The organism is Gallintestinimicrobium propionicum, from assembly GCF_025567525.1.
Lineage (GTDB): Bacteria > Bacillota > Clostridia > Lachnospirales > Lachnospiraceae > Gallintestinimicrobium > Gallintestinimicrobium propionicum.
On record NZ_JAOQJY010000002.1, the window covers coordinates 171,323 to 197,390 of the forward strand.

Annotated in this window: 21 protein-coding genes; 18 read left to right on the top strand and 3 right to left on the bottom strand. The window is 44.9% G+C overall.

All coding sequences use genetic code 11. The features are described from left to right. The first annotated feature begins 2 nt into the window (after positions 1 to 2). The 8 genes from OCV62_RS02840 to OCV62_RS02875 all read left to right on the top strand — a co-directional run bounded on the left by OCV62_RS02840 (position 3) and on the right by OCV62_RS02875 (position 10,196). On the top strand, positions 3 to 1,007 hold the full coding sequence (locus OCV62_RS02840; protein ID WP_262585027.1) for a glycosyltransferase family 2 protein: 1,005 nt from the start codon (positions 3 to 5) through the stop codon (positions 1,005 to 1,007). Then, positions 991 to 1,905, top strand: a complete 915-nt coding sequence (locus OCV62_RS02845) for a ChbG/HpnK family deacetylase (RefSeq protein ID WP_262585028.1) — start codon at positions 991 to 993, stop codon at positions 1,903 to 1,905. Before OCV62_RS02840 ends, OCV62_RS02845 begins: the two co-directional genes overlap by 17 nt. A gap of 51 nt (positions 1,906 to 1,956) precedes the next feature. After that, complete coding sequence (locus OCV62_RS02850; RefSeq protein WP_262585029.1) at positions 1,957 to 2,886, top strand: glycosyltransferase family 2 protein; 930 nt, start codon at positions 1,957 to 1,959, stop codon at positions 2,884 to 2,886. 114 nt (positions 2,887 to 3,000) lie between these two features. Next, positions 3,001 to 4,500, top strand: a complete 1,500-nt coding sequence (locus OCV62_RS02855) for an MBOAT family O-acyltransferase (RefSeq protein ID WP_262585030.1) — start codon at positions 3,001 to 3,003, stop codon at positions 4,498 to 4,500. 33 nt (positions 4,501 to 4,533) lie between these two features. After that, on the top strand, positions 4,534 to 5,994 hold the full coding sequence (locus tag OCV62_RS02860) for a hypothetical protein (protein WP_262585031.1): 1,461 nt from the start codon (positions 4,534 to 4,536) through the stop codon (positions 5,992 to 5,994). After that, entirely contained in the window at positions 5,991 to 7,481 is a 1,491-nt protein-coding gene (locus tag OCV62_RS02865; protein WP_262585032.1) for a DUF6056 family protein, read from the top strand. Before OCV62_RS02860 ends, OCV62_RS02865 begins: the two co-directional genes overlap by 4 nt. Before the next feature lie 159 nt (positions 7,482 to 7,640). Further along, entirely contained in the window at positions 7,641 to 9,113 is a 1,473-nt protein-coding gene (locus tag OCV62_RS02870) for a DUF6056 family protein (RefSeq protein ID WP_262585034.1), read from the top strand. Positions 9,114 to 9,170: 57 nt separating this feature from the next. Then, positions 9,171 to 10,196: an acyltransferase gene (locus OCV62_RS02875; protein WP_262585035.1), complete on the top strand. Its 1,026-nt coding sequence runs from the start codon at positions 9,171 to 9,173 to the stop codon at positions 10,194 to 10,196. Between the two features lie 4 nt (positions 10,197 to 10,200). Here the strand turns inward: OCV62_RS02875 and OCV62_RS02880 are convergent, their stop codons facing one another. Then, positions 10,201 to 11,460, bottom strand: coding sequence for a hypothetical protein (locus OCV62_RS02880; protein WP_262585036.1), 1,260 nt, complete (start codon positions 11,458 to 11,460; stop codon positions 10,201 to 10,203). Between the two features lie 121 nt (positions 11,461 to 11,581). Here OCV62_RS02880 and OCV62_RS02885 point away from each other — a divergent pair, with 121 nt between their 5' ends. From OCV62_RS02885 to OCV62_RS02915, 7 genes are all read left to right on the top strand, one after another. After that, complete coding sequence (locus tag OCV62_RS02885; protein WP_262585037.1) at positions 11,582 to 13,030, top strand: MBOAT family O-acyltransferase; 1,449 nt, start codon at positions 11,582 to 11,584, stop codon at positions 13,028 to 13,030. An 11-nt stretch (positions 13,031 to 13,041) separates the two neighbouring features. Then, positions 13,042 to 14,112: a hypothetical protein gene (locus OCV62_RS02890; protein WP_262585038.1), complete on the top strand. Its 1,071-nt coding sequence runs from the start codon at positions 13,042 to 13,044 to the stop codon at positions 14,110 to 14,112. 87 nt (positions 14,113 to 14,199) lie between these two features. Next, positions 14,200 to 15,981, top strand: coding sequence for an HAD-IIIC family phosphatase (locus OCV62_RS02895; protein ID WP_262585039.1), 1,782 nt, complete (start codon positions 14,200 to 14,202; stop codon positions 15,979 to 15,981). A 2-nt stretch (positions 15,982 to 15,983) separates the two neighbouring features. Beyond that, positions 15,984 to 17,561 (top strand): MBOAT family O-acyltransferase, encoded by a 1,578-nt coding sequence (locus OCV62_RS02900; protein ID WP_262585040.1) that lies wholly within the window; start codon positions 15,984 to 15,986, stop codon positions 17,559 to 17,561. Positions 17,562 to 17,724: 163 nt separating this feature from the next. Beyond that, positions 17,725 to 18,864: a hypothetical protein gene (locus OCV62_RS02905; protein WP_262585041.1), complete on the top strand. Its 1,140-nt coding sequence runs from the start codon at positions 17,725 to 17,727 to the stop codon at positions 18,862 to 18,864. Between the two features lie 102 nt (positions 18,865 to 18,966). Then, positions 18,967 to 20,142, top strand: a complete 1,176-nt coding sequence (locus OCV62_RS02910; RefSeq protein ID WP_262585043.1) for a DUF6077 domain-containing protein — start codon at positions 18,967 to 18,969, stop codon at positions 20,140 to 20,142. Between the two features lie 56 nt (positions 20,143 to 20,198). Further along, positions 20,199 to 20,969 carry a hypothetical protein gene (locus tag OCV62_RS02915; RefSeq protein WP_262585044.1) on the top strand — a complete coding sequence of 257 codons (771 nt, stop codon included), beginning with the start codon at positions 20,199 to 20,201 and terminating at the stop codon, positions 20,967 to 20,969. A 66-nt stretch (positions 20,970 to 21,035) separates the two neighbouring features. Here the strand turns inward: OCV62_RS02915 and OCV62_RS02920 are convergent, their stop codons facing one another. Continuing rightward, on the bottom strand, positions 21,036 to 22,070 hold the full coding sequence (locus OCV62_RS02920) for an SGNH/GDSL hydrolase family protein (protein ID WP_262585045.1): 1,035 nt from the start codon (positions 22,068 to 22,070) through the stop codon (positions 21,036 to 21,038). 339 nt (positions 22,071 to 22,409) lie between these two features. Between OCV62_RS02920 and OCV62_RS02925 the strand changes: the two genes are divergently transcribed. Beyond that, complete coding sequence (locus OCV62_RS02925; RefSeq protein ID WP_262585046.1) at positions 22,410 to 22,781, top strand: DMT family transporter; 372 nt, start codon at positions 22,410 to 22,412, stop codon at positions 22,779 to 22,781. Beyond that, the gene (locus OCV62_RS02930; protein WP_262585047.1) at positions 22,774 to 23,112 is read left to right on the top strand and encodes an EamA family transporter; all 339 of its coding nucleotides are present in this window, start codon (positions 22,774 to 22,776) and stop codon (positions 23,110 to 23,112) included. Before OCV62_RS02925 ends, OCV62_RS02930 begins: the two co-directional genes overlap by 8 nt. Here OCV62_RS02930 and OCV62_RS02935 read toward each other — a convergent pair. After that, entirely contained in the window at positions 23,062 to 23,355 is a 294-nt protein-coding gene (locus tag OCV62_RS02935) for a hypothetical protein (RefSeq protein ID WP_262585048.1), read from the bottom strand. The two genes, OCV62_RS02930 and OCV62_RS02935, sit on opposite strands and share 51 nt — an antisense overlap. A gap of 129 nt (positions 23,356 to 23,484) precedes the next feature. On the opposite strand from OCV62_RS02935, the gene OCV62_RS02940 reads away from it, so the two are divergent. Continuing rightward, complete coding sequence (locus tag OCV62_RS02940; RefSeq protein WP_262585049.1) at positions 23,485 to 26,064, top strand: GH25 family lysozyme; 2,580 nt, start codon at positions 23,485 to 23,487, stop codon at positions 26,062 to 26,064. The last annotated feature ends 4 nt before the right edge of the window (positions 26,065 to 26,068 follow it).

Consider the following 26,068-nt stretch of genomic DNA (forward strand, 5'->3'; position numbering starts at 1 on the left):
ACATGAAACGAACAAACACCATTTTATATCTCGTTGTTCCCTGCTACAACGAGGAAGAGGTTCTGCATAAGTCGGCAGCGGTTCTTTTGGACAAGCTGGATCGGCTGATTCAGGCGGGGACGATTTCGGATAAGAGTAAGATTTTATTTATCAACGACGGAAGTAAGGACAGCACCTGGCAGATCATTTATGAGCTGACACGTCAGAACTGCAAATATGCAGGCTTAAGCTTTTCCCGCAATTATGGTCATCAGAGCGCGATCCTGGCGGGTATGATGGCTGCAAGAAGCAAGGCGGATGCGGTTGTGACAATTGATGCAGACCTGCAGCAGGATATTGAAGCACTGGATCAGTTCCTGGAATGTTATCAGAATGGCTGTGAGATTGTCTATGGCGTACGCAATGACCGTGATACCGACGGATTTTTCAAAAAGACGACAGCAGGACTGTTTTACAAGCTGATGCATGTGCTTGGCTGCCAGACGATTACGAACCATGCGGATTATCGCCTGATGTCAAAGAAGGCATTGGATGCGCTGTCAGAATTTCATGAAACGAACCTGTTTCTGCGGGGATTGATTCCGACGATGGGTTTCCAGTCGGATATTGTTTATTTCGATGTAAAGGAAAGAGAAGCCGGACAGTCGAAATATACATTGAAAAAGATGATGACGCTGGCAGTAGATGGAATCACTTCCATGAGCACCAGACCGCTGCAGATGATCGTAATCCTTGGTTTTTTGACCTTTTTGTTCAGCATTGGACTGTTTATTTCCTGTATCGTGGACTGGGCAAATGGTGCGGTTGTTGCCGGCTGGACGACAACGGTGGCTTCGACCTGTCTGATTGGCGGTATTACACTTTTATCCCAGGGAATTATTGGGGAATATATCGGGAAGATTTATATGGAAAGCAAAGGACGTCCGCGGTATATCGTGGATTCCATGATTCTGCGGGATGCAGAGGATAGCGCAGAGGAAGAGCAGGAAAATGAGCGTAAGGATTGATATTCATGCGGATGATTTTGGGGAATCTGTTCATGCAAGCAGAGATATTCTGGAATGTTTAAAGGATGGAAAATTGAACAGTATCAGTGTGCTTGCAAATATGAGCTGTTTTGAAGAATGTGTGAGGCTGTATCGGGAGGCACAGGAAGAATTTCCATGGCAGCCGGCAATTTCTGTCCATGTAAATCTGATGGAGGGCAGCTGCCTGTCAGATCCGAAGGACTTACCGGATCTGGTGGATGAAAAAGGACATTTTCAGATTTCCTGGGAAAAGTTGTTCTTTGTTTCTTATCTTCCGTCCAGAAACAGGTTCAAAAAACAGCTGAAAAAAGAAATTGAACTTCAGATCAAAGCTGTGGCGGGAGTGTTTTCAGAATTGAACCTGCAGGAGCTTCGTATAGATAGTCATCAGCATACCCACATGATACCGGTTGTAGCGGAGGCACTGTTTGAGGTATTGGAAGAGCAGGGCTGGAAAGCGTCTTATATCCGGGATGCAAAGGAGCCGTTTTTTGTATTTTTGAAAAAGACTTCTTTATACAAAACCTATCGACCGGTCAATTTTGTAAAGAATATTTTATTGAACTATTGTTCTGCATTGTTGCAGAAGCGGTTCCGGAATGCAGGGATGAAGCCGATGTATCTGTGGGGACTGATCATGAGCGGGCATATGGATGAAAAGCGAATCCGGCAGCTTTTACCGGATATAGAAAAAAAGGCAGAGCATAACGGCAGGATGCTTGAAATCCTGTTTCATCCAGGTCAGGTATTAAGAGAAGAAATATCTGATGAATTCAGTCAGGAAGATGCCATTGTGTTTCATGTTTCTCCAGATCGGAGTGTAGAAAAGCAGGCAGTTTATGCGCTGGATCTGGCACAAAAAGCGAGAAAACGATAGAGTGCACGTTTTGAGGGCATTCTATTGTCATGAATAAAAAGGAGAACGCTGATGGATAAAATAGCGGTACTGATTCCCTGTTATAACGAAGAAAAAACGATTGAAAAGGTTGTCCGGGATGCAAAAGCGGCGCTTCCGGAGGCTGTTATTTATGTATATAACAACAATTCTACCGACCGCACTGCAGAGCTGGCAGAAAAGGCCGGTGCGGTGGTGCGTCAGGAATATAAACAGGGGAAAGGCAATGTAATCCGCCGAATGTTTCAGGAGGTTGATGCACTGTGTTATATTATGGTAGACGGTGATGATACCTATCCGATGGAAAATGCGCGAGAAATGGCGGACCTGGTGCTGGAACGCAACTCAGACATGGTAGTGGGTGACAGGCTGTCTTCCACGTATTTTGAAGAGAATAAACGTCCTTTCCATAATATGGGAAACAGTCTTGTCCGTGCGTCGATCAATGCACTGTTCAAATCGGATATTCGGGATATTATGACGGGATATCGTGCATTTTCCTACCGTTTTGTCAAGACATTCCCGGTACTGTCCCGTGGCTTTGAAATCGAAACGGAGATGACGATTCATGCGGTTTATAACAATATGCAGGTAGATAATGTTGTGATCACATACCGTGACCGTCCGGAGGGCAGCGAATCCAAGTTAAATACGTATTCGGATGGTTTCCGCGTGCTGAAAACGATTTTCCGGATGTTCCGTCAGTATCGTCCCTTTGCATTTTTTGGGCTGTTGGCGCTGTTGCTGTTTGTGATTGAAGTTGGGTTCTTTATTCCGGTTGGAATCGAGTATGTGGAGACTGGTCTGGTGCCGAAGTTCCCGACATTGATCGCCTGCGGATTTGCAGGATTAGCTGCATTGCAGTCCCTGTTTGCGGGTCTTATCCTGCACAATCTTGGCGTGAAGGACAGAAGGGATTTTGAATTCCGACTGCAGATTGTGGGGAAAGATACGAAAGAATAAATAGTGTAAATAGAAATGCTGGCATAATACAAAATCAAACATCAATGCAGCTGGGGTGCGAGCAACGAAGGTTTCCCCGGCTGCATTTTTGTGATAAGGGTAGGAGAAAGCTCTATGCTGTTTAATTCCATAGATTTTTTGATATTTTTCCCGGCTGTTTTGTTGGTATATTTCATTGTTCCACATAGAATCCGTCCAACCTGGCTGCTGCTTTCCAGCTATTATTTTTATATGAGCTGGAATCCGGTACATGGAATATTACTCCTTGCAGTGACAGCGGTGACCTATTTGGGAGCGCGGCTGCTGCAGAGAATGGACTGTGAACGGGGAAAAAAGAAGAGAAATAAAAAAATTATACTTGTTGCAGAAGTTATCGCTGTAATTGGAATGCTGGGATATTTTAAATATACCGGTTTTTTCTTGGACAGTATCAATGTAGTGCTGGCAAAATTCTGTATTGCGCCAGTGGAAATAGAATGGAATATTGCACTGCCGATCGGAATTTCATTTTATACGTTGACTGCACTGGGATATTTGATCGATGTGTATCGGGGAAAGGCTGAAGCGGAACATAACTTCCTTCGATATGCGTTATTTGTTTCGTTTTTTCCACAGATTTTGTCAGGTCCGATTGAACGTTCGACGAATTTGTTACGGCAGCTTCGAGATAGCAGTATAAAACGTAATTGGAATACGGAACGGATTGCCTCCGGTTTTATTACAATGCTTTGGGGCTTCTTTTTGAAGCTGGTTATTGCTGATAGGATTGCAGTGATTGCAGATACAACCTTTGGCAGACCGGAATGCTATGGCACATTCGGACTTGTGTTGGGGGCAGTGAGCTATGGCATTCAAATTTACTGCGATTTCAGCAGTTATTCATTGATCGCACTTGGTGCAGCAAAAACATTGGGATTTGATCTGATCAATAATTTTGAAACACCCTATTTTGCGCAAAGCGTGACGGAGTTCTGGCACAGGTGGCATATTTCCCTGAGCACATGGCTTAGGGATTATGTATATATTTCGATGGGCGGAAACCGCTGCAGCAAATGGCATCAATACTGGAATATTCTGGTTACATTTATGGTCAGCGGATTATGGCATGGCGCAAACTGGACGTTTTTAATTTGGGGAGCGTTACATGGATTTTATCAGATTCTGGAAAAAGAACTTAGACCTGTTGTACGAAAAATAAACGGATATTGCCATACCAAAACAGCGTCGTTTGGATATCGTTTTGCAAAGGCTGCAGTAACCTTTGCGCTGGTGGATTTTGCCTGGATCTTCTTTCGGGCAGACTCTGTAAAACAGGCATTGTATTATGTGAAAAGGATGATTTCTTTTTGCGATATGTGGTCTCTGTTTGACGGAAGCCTTTATACGATGGGACTGGATGTACAGGAGATTCATATTCTAATGATCGGGTTGACTGGGCTTATTGTCGTGGATTGCCTGCAATATTTGAAACAGAAAAAATTAGCAGAATTATTGATGGGACAGTGGTGTGTATTCCGCTGGGCGATTTTGATTTGTTTGATTGTGAACTGTATTGTATTTGGCTATTATGGACAGGGATTTGAATCTGCAAACTTTATTTATTTGCAGTTTTAAACATATTCGCTTTCTGGAAGAGATGGAGAAGGAATGAAAAAAAAGAATGATCGAAATCGGATAAAAATAATCGGTTTTCTTCTGGTTGTTTGCATCGTGCTTGGAAAAACGACTTCCGTATTGAACTATAAAGATACGGGTGGTGGAGGTGGCTGGCAGCGATTTTATCATATGCCACAAAAAACAGCAGATGTGATGTTTTTTGGAAGCAGCCATGCACATTGTACAGTCGATCATGGTTTGTTATGGGATCAGTATGGAATTGCCGGTTATACATTGTCTGCTGGTTCTCAGCGGCTGGATAGTACCTATTATTTTTTGAAGGAGGCAATTCGGGTACAAAAGCCAAAGATTGCGGTCGTGGAGGTATGGGGAACTGTATTGGACGGAATGGAGTACAGTGAAGAGGCAATTTACAGAAATACACTTGGAATGCATTGGTCAAAAAATCTTTTTGAATTTGTAGATTATATGGCAGCAGGAATGGGAGAAAGCTCTTCGTATCGCAATCGTGTTTTATGTAAGCTTCCGATCATTCATTCGCGGTATAAGGAATTATCAAAAGAGGATTTTAAAGATGATTTGCCTTATATGAGAGGTTATCGGGGAAGCTTTGATATTGTGTCGTTTGAAACACCCGTCAAAGTGTCGGCAGATCAAAAAGCAGATTTAAATCCGGTATGCGAGGAATATTTATATAAAATCATTGAGCTGGCGAAGGAAAGCGGAACACAGCTGGTCTTTATGGCGTCTCCGTATATTTTATCAGAAGAGGAACAGATGCGTTTCAATAAGACTGCAGAAATCGCTGCGCAGGAAAGTATTCCGATGTTGGATTATAATCAGCTGAGAGATGAAATCGGGTTGGATTATGCAGTGGATTTTCGGGATTCCGATCATGTAAATAACAGCGGTGCTGCAAAGGTAACAGATCATCTGGCACGTTTTTTAACTGCAAATTATGAACTGACGGATCACAGGGGAGATTCAAAATATAAAGATTGGGATTTGAATAAGCAGTATCTGGATGATAAAAGAGAAACAAATAGGCTGAACGGGCTTACGGATGCAGGCAGCTATTTACAGGGAGTCAGTACATTGCAGAACCGTACGGTGATTCTGTCTTTGAACGGAAACTATATGGCAGCGGGAGATTCTTATTATGATGGTCTTGCTGCACTTGGAATATGTTATGAGGATTATCAAAAGGGCGGTGTTTGGATTTTTGAAAATGGCGTTCCGACACTGTATTTGAGCGGAAAAGAATACAGTCAGAAGTATCCGATCAAGGATGGAGAAATTTATGTAAAATCTGAGCTCCATAACGAAGATTGTGAAGATACGGAGTTGATTTTGAATGGGAAAAATTATAGCTTTGTAGAAAACGGACTCAATATTCTGATTTATGATCAGGATACGAAACAGGTTATCGATCATGCAGGAACCGATATTTATGTAAGCTTTGAGATGATACGAGAGGATGCAGCAGAATGAAGAGAAATTTAAACTGGAAAAAGGTCTGGAAATATTCAGTTATATTCTGGGGGGTTATTTTTGTAGTCAGCCTGATTCCTATTATATTGCTTTCTACTTATAATTTTCCCTGTGCGGACGATTTGGGATATAGTATTTACACCAGACATGCGTGGGTAGATACTCATAATCTGTTTTCCGTGCTGGGAGCAGCAGGGCGAAAAGTAGCTGAAAGTTATCAGATCTGGCAGGGAACATGGGCGTCGATCTTTTTGATGGCATTGCAGCCAGGAATTTTTGAGGATGGAACATATTGGATTGGAACACTAATGCTTTTGGCGGCATTGATTTTTTCCGTTTATTATTTCATGAAGGTATTTTGGGGGAAATGGCTTGGAAGTTCAAAAACACAGCGATTTATTGTAACCTTTTTGTTTCTTTTCTTTGGAATACAGTTTTTGATTGACAAAACGCAAGGGTTATTCTGGTATAACGGTGCATGTCATTATATCTTCCCGTGGTCTGCATTGCTGGCACTGGCTGGAATTGTCGTTTCCATGACAGTGGATTCCAGGCACGGAAAGAGAAAATCGATTATTGGAATTCTGCTGGCAATTTATATTGGCGGAGGTAATCTGGTTACAGGACTGGAATGCGGAATATGGCTTGCTCTGGGAATTTTATTGACTGTATTATGCCATAAAAAGAAGCTGCTGGGACAAGTGCTGAAAATCGCAGTATTCTGGGGAATTTCCTTTGGATTGAATGTGGCGGCGCCTGGAAACTGGGTTCGTCAGGAAGAATTTTCTTACAGACCGGGATTGATTCGTTCCGTGCTGCAGTCTTTTTATTATTGCCTGGATTATGTATTGGGGCAGTGGACGGACTGGAAGATTATTTTATTTGTCATCCTGATATCTCCGTTTGCGATTCATGCAGTTCAGGAATATAAGGGAAATTTTTCTTTCCGGTTTCCGGTGCTTGTGCCGCTTTGGAGCTATTGCGTGTTAGCGTCTATGTTCACCGAGAGCATTTATGCAGGAGGCGGTCCGGGAGCCGGACGAATTTATAATGTAATTTTTCTGACCTATCTGATTCTGATTATGTTGAATCTGGTATATTTATATGGATGGTACTGGAAAAAATATGGTTCCGGGAAGAAAGTAGAAGAAAAAGACATTCAACTTTGGCATATCGCATCAGCGGCAGGGGCGGTATTTTGTTTTCTGATTGTAGCAGGTGTGACGCCGGATGCATTTACCAGTGTTTCAGCAGCAAAATCGTTATTAAACGGCGAAGCACGGGCTTATCGGGCGCAGGAACAGGAAAGAGTAGCAATTTTAGAGGATGCTTCGATCGAAAATGCAGAGCTGAAAGAATTTCAAAATAAGCCGTATCTTCTGTTTTACGAGGATATCGAGGCGGATACGAATAACTGGAAAAATGTCCGGATGAGCTCTTATTATCGCAAAAACAGTGTAATATTAATCGAGAGCGAGACGGAATAATCTGATGAAAGCGTAGAGAATTGTGCAGATAAAATTTGAAGAACCGTGGTATTGGAGAATTAGTGAACTGATTTCAATTTTTGGTGGAATGATAATGTTGTCCTTTGGAGAGAGGATACAGAAGAAACTGAAAAGACAGAAAAAACGGAGGCTTTTACGGTGAAGAAACTGGCAGAATGGATTAGTATAAAGAAAATAGCAGTAGCTGTCGGATTCGCATTTTTTGCGTCGATGGTACCCAACTGGTTATTGGCGTTTATCGCCAGACCTTCGGGGGACGACTACGGATATTCTGCAGCAAGCCATCAGACGTGGCTTCATACGCATTCTGTGATCGAAGTGCTTCGGACAGGTCTGGAAACGACAAAGCAGATGTGCCAGGTCTGGAATGGAGACTGGTTCAGTGTTTTTATATTTACGCTGATGCCGGAGGTCTTTGTATATAGAAGTTTTTGGATCGTACCTGTGTTCTGGACACTGGCAATGATTGCAGCCACTTATTATATGGTACATGAGGTTTTTACAAACTATTTTGGCTTAAAATGGTATGAAGGCGGAGTAGTCACATTATTGATCCTGCTGATGTTTTATCAATGGATTCCAAGCTCCGGAATCGGTATGTACTGGTATGTTGGAGTAATCCATTATATGATGCCCCATGTTTTGGCAATGCTTTTGATTGGATTTTTACTGAAATATTTAAGAACGGACAAATTCAGATATATTATCTTTTCTGTTTTTGGAATGATCGCAATCGGAGGGAGCAGCTATTATTCGGCATTTCTGGTTTTATTTAGTTATGTATTGATGTTTGTGATCGTGAAAAATAAAAAGCGTGCAGGGATATTTGCATTCCCGATACTGGCCGGAATAGTTGCTCTATATTTTCAGGTTACGGCACCCGGAAATGCAGCCAGAGTAGGCGGAGAGCAGATGGGCTTCAGCGTAGGAAAAGCAGCTTTCACGATTGTAGAAGCATTGTGGCAGGGGGCTGTAAATGTAGTAAATTATTGGAGGGAGACTCCACTTTTATTTGTGCTGTTATTCTTTGTGGCAATCGTAGCATGGGAATGTCTTTCAGAAGCAAACTTAAAATTTGAGTTTAAATATCCGGTATTATGGGTTGGCTATATGTTTGGCGTGTATGCGGCAATGTATGCACCGGAGCTCTATGCAGCAACGGAGGTGTCCGGAGGACCTGGAACGGTGGAATATCTGACGTTTATTTTAACGTCAGTTTCCTCCGTTATCTATGTAGAGGGCTGGATCTTGCGGAAACTGGAACTGCGTCATACCCTGAAAAGAAGAGAAATTTATCATAAATATATCACAGTTCCGGCTGTCTTCGTTTGCCTGGTTTTGTGTCTGGTATTTAGGGGAAATCTGAAGGATTCGTTATTTTACAGCTCCTGCAGTTATATTGCAAGCGGTCAGGCAACAGATTTTAAGGAACAAATGGAATCCCAGGAAAGAATATTGCGGGATGATTCCATTAAAGAAGCATATCTGTGTCCGACAAATCCGGAGCAGGGACCATTGATGCATATGCCTGTCATCAAAAATCCGGAAGCATTTACCAATAGAGTTGTCGGAAACTTTTATGGAAAAGATATGGTTACGACAACGGAATGAACATCAGATAACAATTACAGATAGGATGAATCCAGCGTAAAAATAAAGGAGAACAGTGTGAATAAAAAGCTTCATATCGAAATGCTGCGGATCATAGCGGTAGTGATGGTCGTCTTGAATCATTCGGATCTATATTATACCTATTATACAAATACGGATAGTGTTCTTACGTTTTCCGTGTCGTTGCTTTTGTCCTGTATTTGCAGAATTAATGTTCCATTATTTATGATGATCACAGGCGCATTGCTGATTCCAAAAGCCGAGAGCTGGAGTGTGATCTTTAAAAAGAGAATTTCCAGAATGCTTGTAGTATTAGTTGCTTTTTCTGCGCTGATGTATGGTCTGCAGTGCTTTGCATGGAATCAGGATACATTTTCAGCAATGGCATTTGTGGAGAAGCTGTTTAAAAATGAGATTCAGACTTCTTACTGGTACCTGTATGAATATATAGGAATTTTGATGATGCTTCCATTTCTTGGGGCAATTGCGAGAAATGTGGATTTGGATTGCATGAAATATTTTTTGGGATTGGGGCTGATCATTAAAGTCGGAATGTCTATCGTCGGACAGTTTACGGGATATTCTATGCCGATGAGTCTCTTTGTACTGCAAAATAATGTCTTTTATGTTTTGCTGGGATATTTTCTGGAAAAAGCAGTTAGTACAGAAAAATGCCGACAGCTTTCCGGGTGGAAGTTATCGGCTGGTCTGGCAGGGAGTGTGATAGCAGCTGCAGTTATGGTGATTGCTGACAGAAAGCTGAGTGGGGAATATCATGAATCCGTATTGAATCTTATGATCCCGCTGATGGCTTGTGCAGTTTATCTTGGTGTCCGCAGATTTTTTGTAATGCATACGAATATCAGAGGAGCCGGGATCATAGCATGTCTGGGCAGCTGTGCATTTGGCGTATACTTACTGGAGCATATCGGTCAGAAGCTATTCCTGAAGCTATATTTGCAGCTGGCAGATCGGACATTCGGAATATTTGCATGCTCTGTTTATATCTGTTGTATTTTGCTGTTTAGTTTTGTATGTACATGGTTTATTCGAAAAAGTAAAATAGTAAGAAAATTTATTTAGCAGATTAGTGCAATTTTTTTTGCGGAAGCATTTTTAATGCCGCATAAAAACCGAATATCGAAGCGATAAAGCCGCGGTAAGTATACCAGTAGCACCAGGAAGCATGGGAGGATGTAACGAAAATCCATGCAAAGGGAACAAGGCTGACGCAAAGAACTGGTATGATATTAGCAAAGGCGTGAACTGCTTTCCGCCAGTCGATTTTTAACAGAGAATATAAGGCATATCCGCCAAGGATGATGAAATAAGGCCATTTCAAAAGCACACGAAGGTTTCGAAAAATCGCGCCGAATTTGGTAATTGCCTCTCCTTCGATCACGGTTTGCCCAGTATGGACAGTGAACTCAGATATGGCATTGGCAATAATATTTTCGTGTAAAAGGATGCTGCTGATTGCCCATTTCCCAAACCACATGCTGACATATCCGAGTCCGAAACAGATTCCGAGGATCAGGGTCTGGCGAACCGTTGAAGTCCAGCTGGGGAGACTTATCTTATATTCCAGAATCAATACAAGGATCAGCGGAGTACAGAGCGCTGCAAGCGGATAAGTAAGAAAATCGAAGTACACGGTAATAATTCCTAATCCGAAGAAAAGATAAGGATACAAATTTTTCTGATAGAAATATTCATGTTTCTTTAAAATGATAAGCATCGAAAGCATTACAATATAATAAATGCTTGAAAATTGAAGCGACATTGCAGTTGAAACCGGATTGAGGACAATCAGCGACATTGCAAAAGGAAACAAATATCCGGTTAAATTTTTTTGAAGAAAGTATTTTATAACGGTCAGTAAGAGAAGGAGCTGCAGCATCATATTTAACATACGCAAATCGGCATAATCCATCAGGAGCAGGAGCGGTTTTAACCACACCAGATATCCGTGCCAGTAGCGGGTGTAATCCACAGTCTGATCCGGAGTTTTATTTTCCCATGCGTACTGAATCAGGTCGATGCAGCAGGACGTAGTATCGGAAAACGTAATTCTGGAAACACGCAGCGCATTTTCGAGCGCAGAACGGTTTTGGGCAGGATGGATGGCGTCCAATAACATGATCGCATCGGTTTCATTGTCGAGCTGGGAAGATTTATATCCCTTTGCCTGCTGTGGATAAACGCCTTCCGTATAAAAAATATCGATGGAGCTGCGGACATTAGCTTCCATGCGATCGGTAGGAAGTAAATACACAATAAAGAGTGCAGCTAATCCAACAAAAATACTGATTAACAGAATAAAAATGTAGTTTCGTAAATTTTTCATTTGTGAAAAGTCCTTTACATTATGAGAGTATTGTGATTATAGCACATGGATAGTATGAAATCCAGTGACAAATCTTTCGAAATGTGGTAGAATTGCTCCAAAAACGAGAAAGGAAAGGCTTATGACATTTCAGTCCTATCTATTTTTGTTCGCATTTTTTCCAGTATTATTTATCGTTTATTATGTCCTTCTGAAAAAAAAGAAGATAAAACTTGCAGATATTTTTCTGGCAGCGATGTCCTTTGTTTTTTATGCGTATGGAAATGTAAAATATCTATATTTCCTCAGCCTGGAAGTGCTTGTAAATTACGCTGTTTACAGACTTCTTGTGTGGCTGGAATATCAAAAGAGTTATCAGAAAGTAAGAAAGTGGCTTTGTGCTGGAGCGGTTGCCGGAAATCTGTTCCTTTTATTCTATTATAAATATTACAATTTCTTTGTTGAAAATTGGAATGGGATTTTTCATACAGAGCATAGCTTCAGAACGCTAATTGTTCCGCTGGGAATCAGTTTTATTACATTTCAGCAGATCGCATTTCTGGTGGATGCGTACAGAGGGGAATGTGATAACTGTACGCTGCTGGAATATACGGTTTTTGTGTCATTTTTCCCACATATTTCATCAGGACCGATTATGACACAGGATCAGTTTTTTCCGATATTGAGAAGTGAAAAACGTAAAGAGATCGACTGGGACAGGATCAATCGGGGAATTTTCCTGTTCATATTCGGACTTGGGAAAAAGGTATTGCTGGCGGATATGTTCGGACAGGCTGTGGATTGGGGATATGGGAATATTGCCGGCTTGAACGGTATGAGTATGTTTTTGATTACCGTTTTTTATTCGTTCCAGATCTATTTTGATTTCAGCGGATACAGTGATATGGCGATTGGAATCAGCTGGATACTGAATTTGGATTTACCGGTTAATTTTAATTCTCCGTATAAAGCATATTCGGTCGTAGAATTCTGGAAAAGATGGCATATTTCGCTGACCAGGTTTCTGACAAAATATATTTATATACCGCTGGGCGGAAGCAGGAAAGGGAAACTGAGAACTTATTGCAACACGATGATCGTTTTTCTGTGCAGCGGAATCTGGCATGGTGCAAGCTGGATGTTTGTTTTATGGGGAGCGCTTCATGGCGTCGCTATGGTATTGACAAAGGCGTTGAAATGTTATGGGGAGAGGATTCCCCGGATTTTGAAAAGAAGCGTGACACTGCTGTTTATCAATTTTACATGGATTATCTTCCGGACAGCGGATCTGAAAGAACTGAGAGAAGTTTTCCGTGCATTTTTAAAAGGTGGAATTTCGATCAATCCAGACCTGTTTCAGTTTTTTGGAATAGCAGGAAAAGGAGTTGAGGAATATGCGGTTTTGTACAACATCCTCGTCTTTTTAGCTATAATCGGATTTTTAGTCTTTCTGTTAATTGCTCCAAATGCCAAAGAAGCAGTAGAAAAAATGAAGTATAAAATTTGGCATGGTTTTGTTGCTGCAGGAATTATAGCGTTATGTGTTTTGCGTTTTTCCAGCGTGAGTTCGTTTGTTTATTTTAATTTTTAACAGGGGAAACAATGGAGAAAAAATATTTTTTCAAAATAATTGGAATAATTGTATCTGTTATCGCAGCGATGGCAGGAATTATGATATGGATAGATCCTTTTTATCACTATCATAAACCGCTGCCCTATATTTCCTATATGAGCGGTGCTGATGTATATTCCAATGATGGGAAATTAAAGCATTTTGATTATGATACGTTGACGATTGGAACGTCTATGGCGATGAATTTCCGAAAGGAAAATGTAGACGCTATATTGAACGTAAATTCGCTGAATGTATATTATCTTGGGGAAGGTTATAAGGTTATCAATGAAGGTCTGAAAACTGCACTTGAGACACATCCTGATTTAAAGCTTGTGGTTCGGACAGTAGACCCAGAGTGGTTTGTATCGGATCCGAACTGGAAAGGTAGGGAGTCATATCCAGAATATTTATATGATAAGAATCCATTTAACGATGTATATTATCTTTATAACAAAGATGTGTGGAAGGATAATCTGATTCCATCGGTAATTCAGTCTTTTCAAAATGGATTTCAGGGAGAAGTGAAACAGGAGGGCTTCGGAAGTCAGGGACTGAACGGAAAAGAAAAAATATTAAAAAATTACATGCGGCCGGAAAAAGAGATCAAAGAGGTTACACAGGAAGAAACAGAAGAGTTTCTGAGCTATCTGGAAGAAAATTTGGACGTAAATATTTTACAGGTAATCAAAGACTATCCGGATGTAGAATTTTATCTTTTTTTTCCTCCATACAGTATTTGCTGGTGGGATCAGTTAAACCAGAATGGAACTGCGGTGCTGGAACGCAGAATTGATCTGGAAAAATATGCAATTGAAAAGATACTGCAATTTGACAACGTTCGTCTCTTTTCTTTTTTTAATAATTATGATCTGATCTGTAATTTGGATTATTATGTAGACAGTGCTCATTATACGGGTGACGTGAACAATATGATCCTGCAATGGATGAAATCCGGCGAGTATGAATTGACAAAAGAAAATTATGAGGATTACATTGCAAAAGAGAAGGCATTTTATACCTCATATGATTATGATCAGCTGTTCGGGGAACAGCAGTGAAAAACAGCGTGTTGAATCCCTGCTTGTTAAAAAGCAGGGATTTGTAGTATGATAAAGAGTATCAGAACCACAGAAAGGAACACACTTATGCTGCACGAACTGGAATATCCATTTGACAGTGAATATATTTTAAAAAAATCAAAAAGCTTGAAGCGTCGTCTGCTGGAGGAGAACACCCAGCGGATTCCGAAGAAGATCGCGGTGCTGGGAGGCTCTACGACCCATGATATTATCCGGATTCTGGAGCTGTTTTTGCTGAATCAGGGAATTGAACCGACCTTTTATGAATCGGAGTACGGAATGTACTGGGAAGATGCGATGTTCGGCAATGAAGAATTGAACGCGTTTGGACCGGATCTGGTTTATATTCATACGAGCTTTCGAAACCTGCGCAGTCTGCCGGAGGTAAAGGATTCCCGGGAACAGGTGGAGGACAAGCTCAGATCGGAATTTGAACATTTTCAGGTGATGTGGGAGAAGCTGGCGGATACCTGGCATTGTCCGATCATTCAGGATAACTTTGAACTTCCCTATTACCGTTTGATGGGAAATCAGGATGGTGCGGATTTTCACGGCAGAACCTGGTATGTGAACCGGATGAACCAGATGTTTGCAGATTATGCGGCAGAGCATCAAAATTTCCTGATCAACGATATCTGCTATCAGTCGGCGGTATATGGTCTGGATGAATGGTCTGCACCGTTTTTCTGGCACATGTACAAGTATAGTTTGTGCCTGAAGGCGATTCCATGGATGGCACACAACGTTGCGAATATTATGAAGTCGCTTTACGGAAAAAATAAAAAATCGCTGGTGCTGGATCTGGACAATACGCTTTGGGGAGGCATTGTCGGGGATGACGGTCCGGAAAATCTGGAAATTGGACAGGAAACGAATCTGGGACAGGTTTATGCGGAATTTCAGTCCTATGTGAAGTCACTGAAAGACTATGGCGTGATGTTGAACGTCGCGTCCAAGAATGAAGAGGAAAATGCACTTGCAGGCTTGAATCATCCGGCAGGGGTGTTGAAGCCGGAGGATTTCCTGATCATTGCGGCAAACTGGGAGCCGAAGAGCCGGAATATTCTGGAAATTGCGCATCAGCTGAACATTTTGCCGGACAGCCTTGTGTTTGCAGATGATAATCCGGCAGAGCGGGAGATTGTGCGGCAGCAGGCACCCGGCGTGACTGCGCCCGAGATCGGCAAACCGGAGGATTATATCCGCGTGCTGGATCGCGGTGGTTATTTTGAAGTGACGTCGCTTTCGGAGGATGACCGCAAGCGAAATGAGATGTATCAGGCGAATTTGAAGCGCGAAAAGGCGCAGGCATCCTTTGCGGACTATGCAGAGTATTTGAGATCCCTGGATATGAAAGCCACGATTCGAAGCTTTGAACCGGTTTACATGGCAAGAATCGCACAGCTGACCAATAAGAGCAATCAGTTCAATTTAACGACTCAGCGTATGACACAGGCACAGATTGAACAAATGGCGGCGGATGATTCTTATATTACCTTATATGGAAAACTGGAGGATAAGTTCGGGGATAACGGCGTTGTTTCTGTTGTGATCGCCCAAAAGGAAGAGAAAGCAGCGCATATCCGTCTGTGGCTGATGAGCTGCCGCGTCCTGAAACGGGATATGGAGCTTGCAATGCTGGATGAGCTTGTGGAACGGTGTCAGGAAGCAGGAATCGAAGAAATTTACGGATACTATTATCCGACGGCGAAAAACAACATGGTACGGAAATTCTACGGAGAGCTGGGCTTTGAAAAGTGTTCGGAGGATGAGGCTGGAAACAGTGTCTGGAAGCTGAATACAGCAGGCTATGAAAAACGAAACCATGTGATCGAAGTGGAGAGCTGAGTATGTTATTTCAGTCATATATTTTTATCCTGCTGTTCTTTCCGCTGTGTCTGCTGGGCTTCTGGGGGCTAAAGCGCCAGAAGCTTTTGCAGCTCTGGCTGATTGCCTTTTCCCTGTGGTTTTACGGAGCAGCGAGTCCGTATTATCTGTTGCTGCTGCTGGGCAGTATTGCATGGAATTATGCTTTTTTTCGCGCCATAGAGAGTGGCATTAGGCGTGTTACAGAGCGTGTTTCCGGGAGTGCTATGGAGCGCGCAGAGTATGGGATGGAACGTGACAGCTCCCGGAAAAGACTCTTGTTAGGAATTGGAATTGCAGGAAATCTTGCATTACTTTGCTTTTTTAAATATTTTAATGCAATATCGGCTGGCTGGAGTCAGATGAAAGGACTGGAGGATCCGATTCTGCAGCTTGCATTGCCCCTTGGCATCAGTTTTTTTACCTTTCAGCAGATTGGATTTCTGGCAGATGCTTATAAAGGAGAGGTTGGGGCGTGCAGCCTGAGGGAATATGTCCTGTTCGTTTCCTTTTTCCCATATGTGTCGTCCGGACCGATTGTTAATGCACAGGAAATGCTGCCGCAGTATCGGCAAATCGGTCGGCAGCGTCTGGATTGGGCAAAGTTTGCAGGCGGACTGCATCTGTTTGCGCTGGGGCTGTCAAAAAAGGTGCTGCTTGCGGATACCTTCGGCAAGGCGGTGGATGCAGGCTATGGCAATGTGGCAGGGATGTCCGGCACGGATGCCTGGCTGGTGATGCTGTTTTATACGCTGCAGCTGTACTTCGATTTCAGCGGCTATTGCGATATGGGGCGGGGCATTGCTCATATGCTTGGCATGGAGCTGCCGGTGAACTTCGATTCTCCCTACAAGGCGTCCAACATCATTGAATTTTGGAAACGCTGGCATATTACGTTGAACCGTTTTCTGAGAAAATATGTATACATTCCGCTGGGCGGCAACCGGAAAGGTACAGCGCGGATGTATTTGAACTTATTTATTGTATTTCTGGTCAGCGGAATCTGGCACGGCGCAGGCTGGAACTTTGTCCTGTGGGGAGCGCTGCATGGTGCGCTGTATCTGGTTACTCGGGCATGGCAGCGAAAGCAGCCACGGCAGCAGTGTGCGGCGGATGCGCATGTTCAAAGTGGAACGAAAAAATCCGACGTACTTTCTATAGTCCAACATGTGCTTTGCGTCGCTCTGACCTTCCTGTTTTTGAACTTTACATGGATGCTGTTCCGTTCTGCAAATCTGTTACAGGCAGGTGAGTTTGTCGGACGGTTAATCGGCGGTGGCTTTGCAGCTCCGGCGGTTCAGATCACAGAGGCGTTCAATTTGGAAGAGTTTTGGTATGTGATCAAGATTTTACATCTGGATCGTCTGCCGGGAAGCGAGCTGTACTTATGCTTTGGTTTTTTGGCAGTGGCGCTTTGGATCGTCTTTTTTGCACGCAACGCAGGTGAGCGGGAAAAGAGCTTTGAACCGAATGGGAAAACGATGTTCGTGACGGCATTTTTGATGATCTGGTGTGTGGTGTCATTAAGCGGTGTAAGCAGCTTTTTGTATTATCGGTTTTAGAAGGTGCCGGTTTGGCTTAAATTGAGGAGTAGTGTGAAAAAATAAGCGTGATCGCTTATTTTTCGCACTGCTATTTGTGCCGCAGGCGTCACAAAGTAGCTATGATCGCAGAGCAGAACTGGAAGTTCTGCTCGCGATTCCTTCGGCGCAAGACGCCTGCGGAATGGAGATTAGAATGGAAGAAAACGAAGGAAAAGAAAAAAAGCAGAAAAAAATGCAGCCGAAGCGCTGGTTTGCCGGTTTTCTGGGCATTTTTCTGGCGGGACTTGCAGGATGTATGGCACTGGTGATCTGGGTCGATCCTTTTTTTCAGTATCATAAGCCCCTTGCGTGGTTCCCGTATCTGGTGGATAACCAGGTCAATCAGAATCCGGGATTGGCAAAGCATATGGATTACGATGGTATTTTGATCGGTTCCTCGATGACTGCAAGCTTTAACACAGACTGGTTTGAGGAGCTGATGGGAATGAAAACCCAGAAGCTTTCCTATAACGGATCTTATCCGAAGGATCTGTCCAACATCATGCAGCTGGTATTTGACGCAAAGGGCGATCAGGTCAAGGCTGTGTACATGGCGGTGGATCAGTCCACATTTTCAGCAGATCCGGAGAAAACCAAGTTTCCGGTTACGGATTATCTGTATGATGATAACGTGTTCAATGATGTTCCATATCTGTTGAACAAGGATGTGCTGCTGGATTACATTCTGCGCCCTTTGGCGGATCGAAAGGATGCGTCGGACTGGGCGGAGTTGTATAAGCCGTGGTGGACGGATGAATATTATAACAAGGCAAACGTGCTGATGTACTACGAGGCGGCAGAGGAAAAGCAGGAAGAGGAAGCACTTGCGGCGGATTATTTTAAGGATGCGGTTGAGGAAAATCTGCAGAAAAATATTCTTCCGTATATTGAAGCCCATCCGGAGACGGAGTTTTATATTTTTTATCCCCCCTACAGTATTCTGTTCTGGAACGATGTAACGCGGGAAAAGGAGCTGGAGGCGGTCATCGGCAGACTGGAATATATGACGGAACGATTGTTAAACTATGAAAATGTTCATGTGTTCAATTTTCTGGGAAAAGAAGATATTATCTGTAATCTGAACAATTATGCGGACTATATGCATTATCATAAAAATGTCTGCCGGTATATCACGGAGTGCTTTGCAACCGGTGAAAATGAACTGCATCCGGAAAATTATGGGCAGGCGTTTGATGAGATCAGGACACTGGCGATGAGCTATGATTATCCTGCGATCTGGGACGACTGGTACGACACAACACCGCGGTATGGGGAGGAATAAAGATTGAAAAATAAAATTTTTCAATCGCGAGATTTGTGTCTGCGCGCGCTTGACACAAACTCGGCATGCGCAAAAAAACGTGCGCAGAAATGAGAGGAAAATATGCTGCAGAAAGCATTGGGATGTCTGTTTGTGTTTGGAATTGCCCCGGTCGGGATCGGCGGACTTTGGACAAAAGGAATGGGGCAGAAAAGAGAAAAGATTTTGAACCTGTATCTGGCAGGTTTTTTGAGTGAGCTGGCGGTATTTCAGTTAATCGCAGTGCCGGTGATGGTAAAAGAAGTTTATGGGATGAACCTGCTGGTGTATTTGACGACTGCAGTTTTTACAGTGCTGGCTGCGGCGGGATTTATCTGGACGCTTCTGCGGGAACGATACTTGCGGAAGCAGACTGGGCGGAATGAGGACGTGAATCAGCAGCAGGCGGGGCAGGCGCAAGCGTGCAGTCTGCGAAAATCGACGATTTCGGGCACTGGCAACGGAGCACGGAACCGCATACGGCGAACGGCAGTTCAAAATCCGGAGCGTCTGCTTTTCTGGCTGCTGTTTTTGGCATCAGTGGGATATCAGATGTACATGGCCTTTGCCTATGCTTCATTTGATGGGGATGATGCGTATTATGTAGTTCAATCTGTATTGGCGGATCAGACCGGAGTGTTGAACCGGATTCGTCCCTACACTGGACTTTCTACGGACTTAGATATCCGTCATGCCCTGGCGACGCTGCCGCTGTGGATTGCCTATGTGGCGCGGATGACAGGCATTCATGCGACGATTGTGGCGCATACGCTGCTGCCGCTGATTTTTATTCCGCTGACCTATTATGTGTTTGTTCAGATCGGCAGAAAGCTGTTTTCCGACGGCTCTGTCAAGCTTCCGATTTTTCTGACGCTGGTTTCCATTATGCAGATCTGGGGGAATATTTCGATTTATACGAATGAAACCTTTTTCCTGACGCGGACCTGGCAGGGAAAATCGGTGCTGGCAAATCTGATCTTGCTGGTGGAGCTGTGGCTGATGTTGGAGCTTTGTGCGCGGGAAAAAAATAGGGAGAGGCAGGAAGAAACGGGATCGCAGCTGCCCTACTGGCTGCTGCTTGCAGTCAATCATATCGCAGCGGCGATGATGACGAGTATGGGTGCGTTTCTGACGGCGATGCTGTTCGGCATTACGGCGCTTGTGGCGGCGATCCGATATCGGAGCTGGTCGATTTTGTGGAAAACGGCGTTGTGCTGCATTCCGAATGTGGTTTATCTGATGTTGCTGCTGGTTTTGTAAGTGAAAGACGGCAGTTTGCAAAACACCTGTGAACTGCATCGATAGGAGAGATTGCGTTGAAAGAGATTGTGACAATTTTTCAGAATTACTGCGGCAGCGGCTGGTATCCGGTACTTTTTCTGGCTGCGCTTTTGTATTTGCTGGTGACAGAAAAGAAAAAACAGATCCGTGTGGTGCTGGTGGAAAGCTCTTTGGTGATCACGGTTTTATTCTTTCTGCCGTTTACAAAGACGGTAATGAATCTGCTGGGCGAAGGAGAAACCTATTACCGGATTTTGTGGCTGCTTCCCATGGCGGTCGTGATCGCTTATGCGGGGATCCGGTTGTTTGGAAAGCATTACCGGATCGGCTTTGTTGTTTTGGCGCTGGTGCTGGTGCTGACCGGAAAATCGGTGTACAACAGCCCGTATCTGTCAAAGGCGCAGAACCGGTATCATATTCCAAATTCCGTGATCGCGATCTGCAACGAGATCATGCCGGCGGAGGAGGAAGAGCGCGTCTGGGCGGTATTTCCGCAAGAGCTGATCTACTATGTACGGCAGTATACCTCGGAGGTGCAGATGCCGTACGGGCGGGAAATGCTGGAGGCGTCCTGGGAGTGGAACTGGGACACGCACCCGATTTATAAGATTATGCGGGAGGATACGATTGATCTGGATGCGCTTTCGCCGCTTTTGACGGAGTACAACTGCCAGTATCTGATTTTGAACAAGAGTGTTCCGTATACCGGCGATCCGCAAAAAAACGGACTGACGAAAATCGCGGATATTGAAGCATATGAGCTGTACCGGAATGAAGCAGTGGAGATTGCGAAGAGGAAAGAATAGGAAAAGAATAACAAACCGGGAGCCTGCGCAGTGTGCACAGGCTCCCGGTTTTTATGCAAGATCCATTTACTGTTTAAATACTTTTCCAAACCGCTCTGCGATTTTTTCACGACCCTTTTGGTTCAGATGATATCCGTCCGTCAGGCAGTCGGTATCCTCCATTGTGATCGCACCGTAGTAGTTGTCGATAAAGGATACGCCGTTTTTGCGGCAGGCTTCGACTTCCCAGTTGAGGTAATCGACCATCGTGCCGTTGCCGAGATCATCGCGGTCGATGTCGATGGTTTTGCCGTTTGCATCCGTGAAGGTGCCGTAGGGCTGGGAGAGCAGGTAAATGCGAATATGCGGGCACTGCTCCTGGAAAAGCTTGATTGTTGCGGTTAAAGCGCCGTAAACGGTTGTCAGGTTTTTATCGTTTGCCTCGTCGTAAACCGTGCGGTCGTCCCTGTAGTCCTGCAGGTCATAGAGGATCACGAGGTCGTCCACCTTGGAAAGGTCAACGCTCTTTAAAGTTTCGAGCGCCTGCGCGGCAGCTTCGGAATTCATCTGCGGGACGATGACGTCCATTAGGTCGAAATTCTGGTTGAGCAGAGCAGCCGCAACCCAGTAAAGGCTGACGCCATCCAGCGGATAGCTGTTGTCAAATTCCTGATGCTTCATGGAAATGGAGCTTCCGGGGAACGCGGCGTTTAAAATGGTGGCATTTGCGGATTTTTCCATCAGGGCAGCCAGACCGGTGTCGGAGCGATCATCGGACAGAAGGTCGTTTCCGAGGGCAAGAACGGTGGTTACCCCATCATCCTCATGTCCTTCGAGCATTTCCGGATCGAGAGGCTGGAGATAATCCATAACCTCAACATCGAACTCTGTAGTCGTTTCATTTGGGTCATAATCGGACTGACGGCCGCGGTTCCAGAGAAACAGCCGGACAATCGTTACAACGAGGATGATAGAAAAGACGATGACGAAAATCACATGTCCGGACGGACGCCCGGAGCTGGAAGAACGACGCCTCCTTTTACGGCTTTTTGTATGGGAATGGGTATGATTTGAATGCTGATTTGGTCTGCTGTTTTCTGCGGTAGAATTATTTTCTTTCATAAAAAATCTGAACTCCTTATGGTTTACTGTCAATTTTGACCGGTAAAAAGTCGTTTTGATACATTCATCTTAGCATTCAGCCCCACAACTGTCCAGACAGGGGGCAAAAGATTCAAAATAATTTAAGAATCTTAAATCTTCCTAATCCGTGAGAAAGATGATATACTGGAGCAACAGCGAGTCAACATGCTTGCATGATTGACGAGCGGCGACAGTAGCCCATGAACGAAGTTTATGGGCGAAAGCCGGTAACGAACGAACAGCCTGCGTAAGCAGGCAAAAAAGCACGTTAGCGCGGGTTCGTGAGTGCACTTTCGGCGACCAAAAAGGAATTTTTATATGAAAAAGAAACTGAATTTACGGGATTTTGCCATCCTGCAGCTTGTCGTGCTGATCTACACCAGCTCCACGGTCATCAGCAAAATCGCAGCGCAGTCCGCGGAGAGCGGAAGAGGATGGACATTTTTGCTGCTCTACGGAGCAGAAATCGGAGTGCTGGGCATCTATGCGCTTTGCTGGCAGCAGGTCATCAAACGGGTGGAACTGTCTGTGGCGTATGCGAATCGGGCGATGGCGCTTTTATGGTCCCTTTTGTGGGCGGTATTACTGTTCGGGGAGCAGATTACGGTGAAAAAACTCATCGGCGTCGGACTGGTGCTTGCCGGGACGCTGATTATCAACGGAGGAAAGGAGCAGGAAAATCATGATTGATTATCATTACTTCTTTCTGATCGGCTCCGTGCTTGTGGCGGCGGTCTCCCAGGTTTTATTAAAAAAGGGCGCCCTGCATCATTATGAAAGCTGGATTCGGGAATATTTGAATCCGTGGGTCATCACGGGTTATATTTTGATGTTCGGCTCCGTGTTTTTAAGTATTATGGGACTTCGGGGCGTGGATTTTTTCAACGCCCCTGTCATTGATTCGCTGGGCTATGTATTGGTTCCGGTCTGCGGTGCGGTGTTTTTTCATGAAAAGCTGACTGCTCGCAAATTAGTGGGAATATGCTGCATAGTTCTGGGAATGGCTGTGTTCTACCTTTGAGGTCAGCTGCAGCCATTTTGCATAATCGTAGGAGCGGCGCATATCTGCAGTGCAGGCGGCAAGCTCCGCCGGATCACCCAGACGGTCGCGGAAGGCACGTCGGTCTGCCGGGGCGAGATTGACATATTTCAGATAGGAAATTTTGAGTTCATTTAAATGGCCGCGGCAGGCGGGACAGTATTTTTTGTGCCCGTTCAGCATGTGGATTCGTTTACAGTGACGGCAATAATGGATGTACATCATAAGCGTAACTCCTTTCTTTTGGGTGACAAAAGTCTTTGTCCGGATAAACATATTGTGCCATTTAGACAAAAAATACACAACGAAAAAACGTTTACAATTTTCGACAGGAAAGCTGGCAGGAGGGAATCAGTGGAGGAACAGTATAAGAAGAAAAAAACGGGAAGTGCCAAAAAAGCGGCTCCCCATGGGATAAAAGATAGAAAGAGCGCATCAGAGCAGAAAAAAAAGGCGCAGCGCGCAGAACGTATTCCCGAGCGGAAAAAGTCGAACTGGGACGATGGAGAATTTCTCGACGACTGGGACGAGGTATCCGGCAAAACAGCAGCGCACAGCAATAAGCGCCGCGTGAAAAAGCCTGCTGGAAAAAGCAGTCAGACCTTTCATGAAAAAAGCAGTCAGAACCGCACTGTAAAGCGCTCTGCGTCCGCATCGACCGCAGCATCCGGCAGAAACCGAAAACACCGGTCTGCCAGAAAAGAGCCGATGGCGGCGCTGGATATCGCGATTGCTCTGACGGGCGTGCTGGTTTTGGCGGCGGCAGCGTTTACGACATCGATGTATCTGGGACGAAACGAGCAGAATAAGCAGATGGAGGCGGTGGCTGCAGTCGGGAAAAATCTGGAAGCGATCGGGATGTCCGGGGAAGAGGTCCTGTCGGCGGTCGCTGTCGCAGCGCAGAACGTCTCGGAGGAGGCTTCTGAAGAAGAGACGACGGAGACGGAAACCGGATATGAGGAAAAGGATCTGGAAGCCAATGTCGACGTTATTTTAAAGCTGTCTTCGATGCAGAAGGATATGAAAATTAAATTCGCGGACAAAAACTCCGGTAAGCTGATAGGAAATCAACCCTTTACCGTAAAGCTGGAGGGCGCGTCGAGCCAGAACGCAAAGGATGACGACAAGGACGGCGTAATTTATTTAAAAGACTTAAAAGCAGGCGATTACGTCGTTATCGTGACCGGACCGGATGAAATCAGCGGCAGAAAAGCAGCCGGAATTTCCGGGCGAGTGACGGTAAAGGACAAGATTGAGTATAAAAAGGTCGACGTGACGGACGAGATCAAAAAGGAGTCGGAGATCAACGTGGCGAAAGAGGATACCGCGATTGCACCGGCAGTGGAATCGGTTCTGCAGGATACTGTGGAATGGGTTGCGTCCACCAAAACACCGGCAGGAAATGGACAGGAATATGAAGAGGTCGGCAAGTCCGATATCCCGGAGCCTGCCCAGGCAAGACTTCTGGAGCCGGAGATAAAATACGCATATTTTGCAAAGGAAACGCAGATCGCCGTTTTCGATCAGCCCAGGGAGGAATCCCCTGCGGAGAGAGAGAACACGCCGCCTTCGGAGAGCGAGTCTTCCTCCGAGAGCGAAAGCACAAAGCCGTCTGAAAGTGAAGGTACAAAGCCTTCGGAGAGCGAATCAGAATCCGGAAGCAGCAAGCCGACGGAAAGCGAGAGCACGAAGCCGTCCGAGAGTGAAAGTACAAAGCCTTCGGAAAGCGAATCTGCAACCGAAAGCAGCACTGCAGCGACAGAGCCGACGAAAACGCCGGAAACCAAGCCGGAGGAGATAAAGGTCAAGAAGATCACGATCTCAGGCTCTGCAACGGTTGAGGTTGGACAGACTGTTTCCCTTTCTGCAACGGTATCGCCGGACAATGCAGCGAACAAGTCCGTTCGCTGGGAAATCGTTTCCGGAAAAGAGTTTGTCTCGGTGGATGATAAGGGAACGGTAAAAGGCGTAAAAGCCGGAGAAGCGAAGATCAAAGCGGTCGCGCAGGACGGCAGCAACGTAGAGAGCGGAATCAGCACCGTGAAGGTGACGGAGAAAAAGATAAACCGCGGCGATACAAAGACCTTATTGAAAGATAAAAACGGCAACCAGCTGTACTGCAAGGACGGGGATAGCTACCGTGAGGCAACGACGGCGGATTATTATACGAAAGATAAATTTTACCGTAAAAAAGCGAATGTGGAATATCGGTATACCGGATGGCAGACGATCGACGGAAAACGCTTTTTCTATGACAAAAACGGGACCGCCGTTACCGGCGAACAGGTGATCCAGGGCGTGAAATACACGTTCAATGGGGACGGCAGCTTAAATACGGGAACTGTGATGGGAATTGACATTTCCAAACACAACGGCAATATCGACTGGAACGCAGTCAAAAACTCCGGCGTACAGTACGTCATCCTGCGCTGCGGCTACCGCGGCTCGGCTTCGGGTGTGCTGGTAGAGGATCAGAAGTTTAAGAGAAATATTCAGGGCGCGACGGCGGCAGGTCTGAAGGTCGGTATTTATTTCTTCAGCCAGGCGGTGAATGAAGTGGAAGCGGTCGAAGAGGCCTCCATGACGCTTTCTCTGATTAAAAATTACAGAATCACTTATCCTGTCTATATTGACGTGGAGAGCGCGAATGGGCGCGCAGACGGAATCTCCAAAGCGGCGCGAACGTCTGTCATCAACGCATTCTGCCAGACGATCCGTAACAGCGGCTACACGCCGGGATTGTATGCGAACAAAAACTGGCTGACGGAAAAGATCAATACAGGCGCCCTTGGCGGCTGCAAGATCTGGTTGGCGCAGTATGTTGCTGCACCGACCTATGGAGGACGTTACGAGATGTGGCAGTATTCGTCGAGAGGGTCGATTGCAGGAATCAAAGGAAATGTTGACTTAAACGTAAGCTATATGGGTTACTGATATT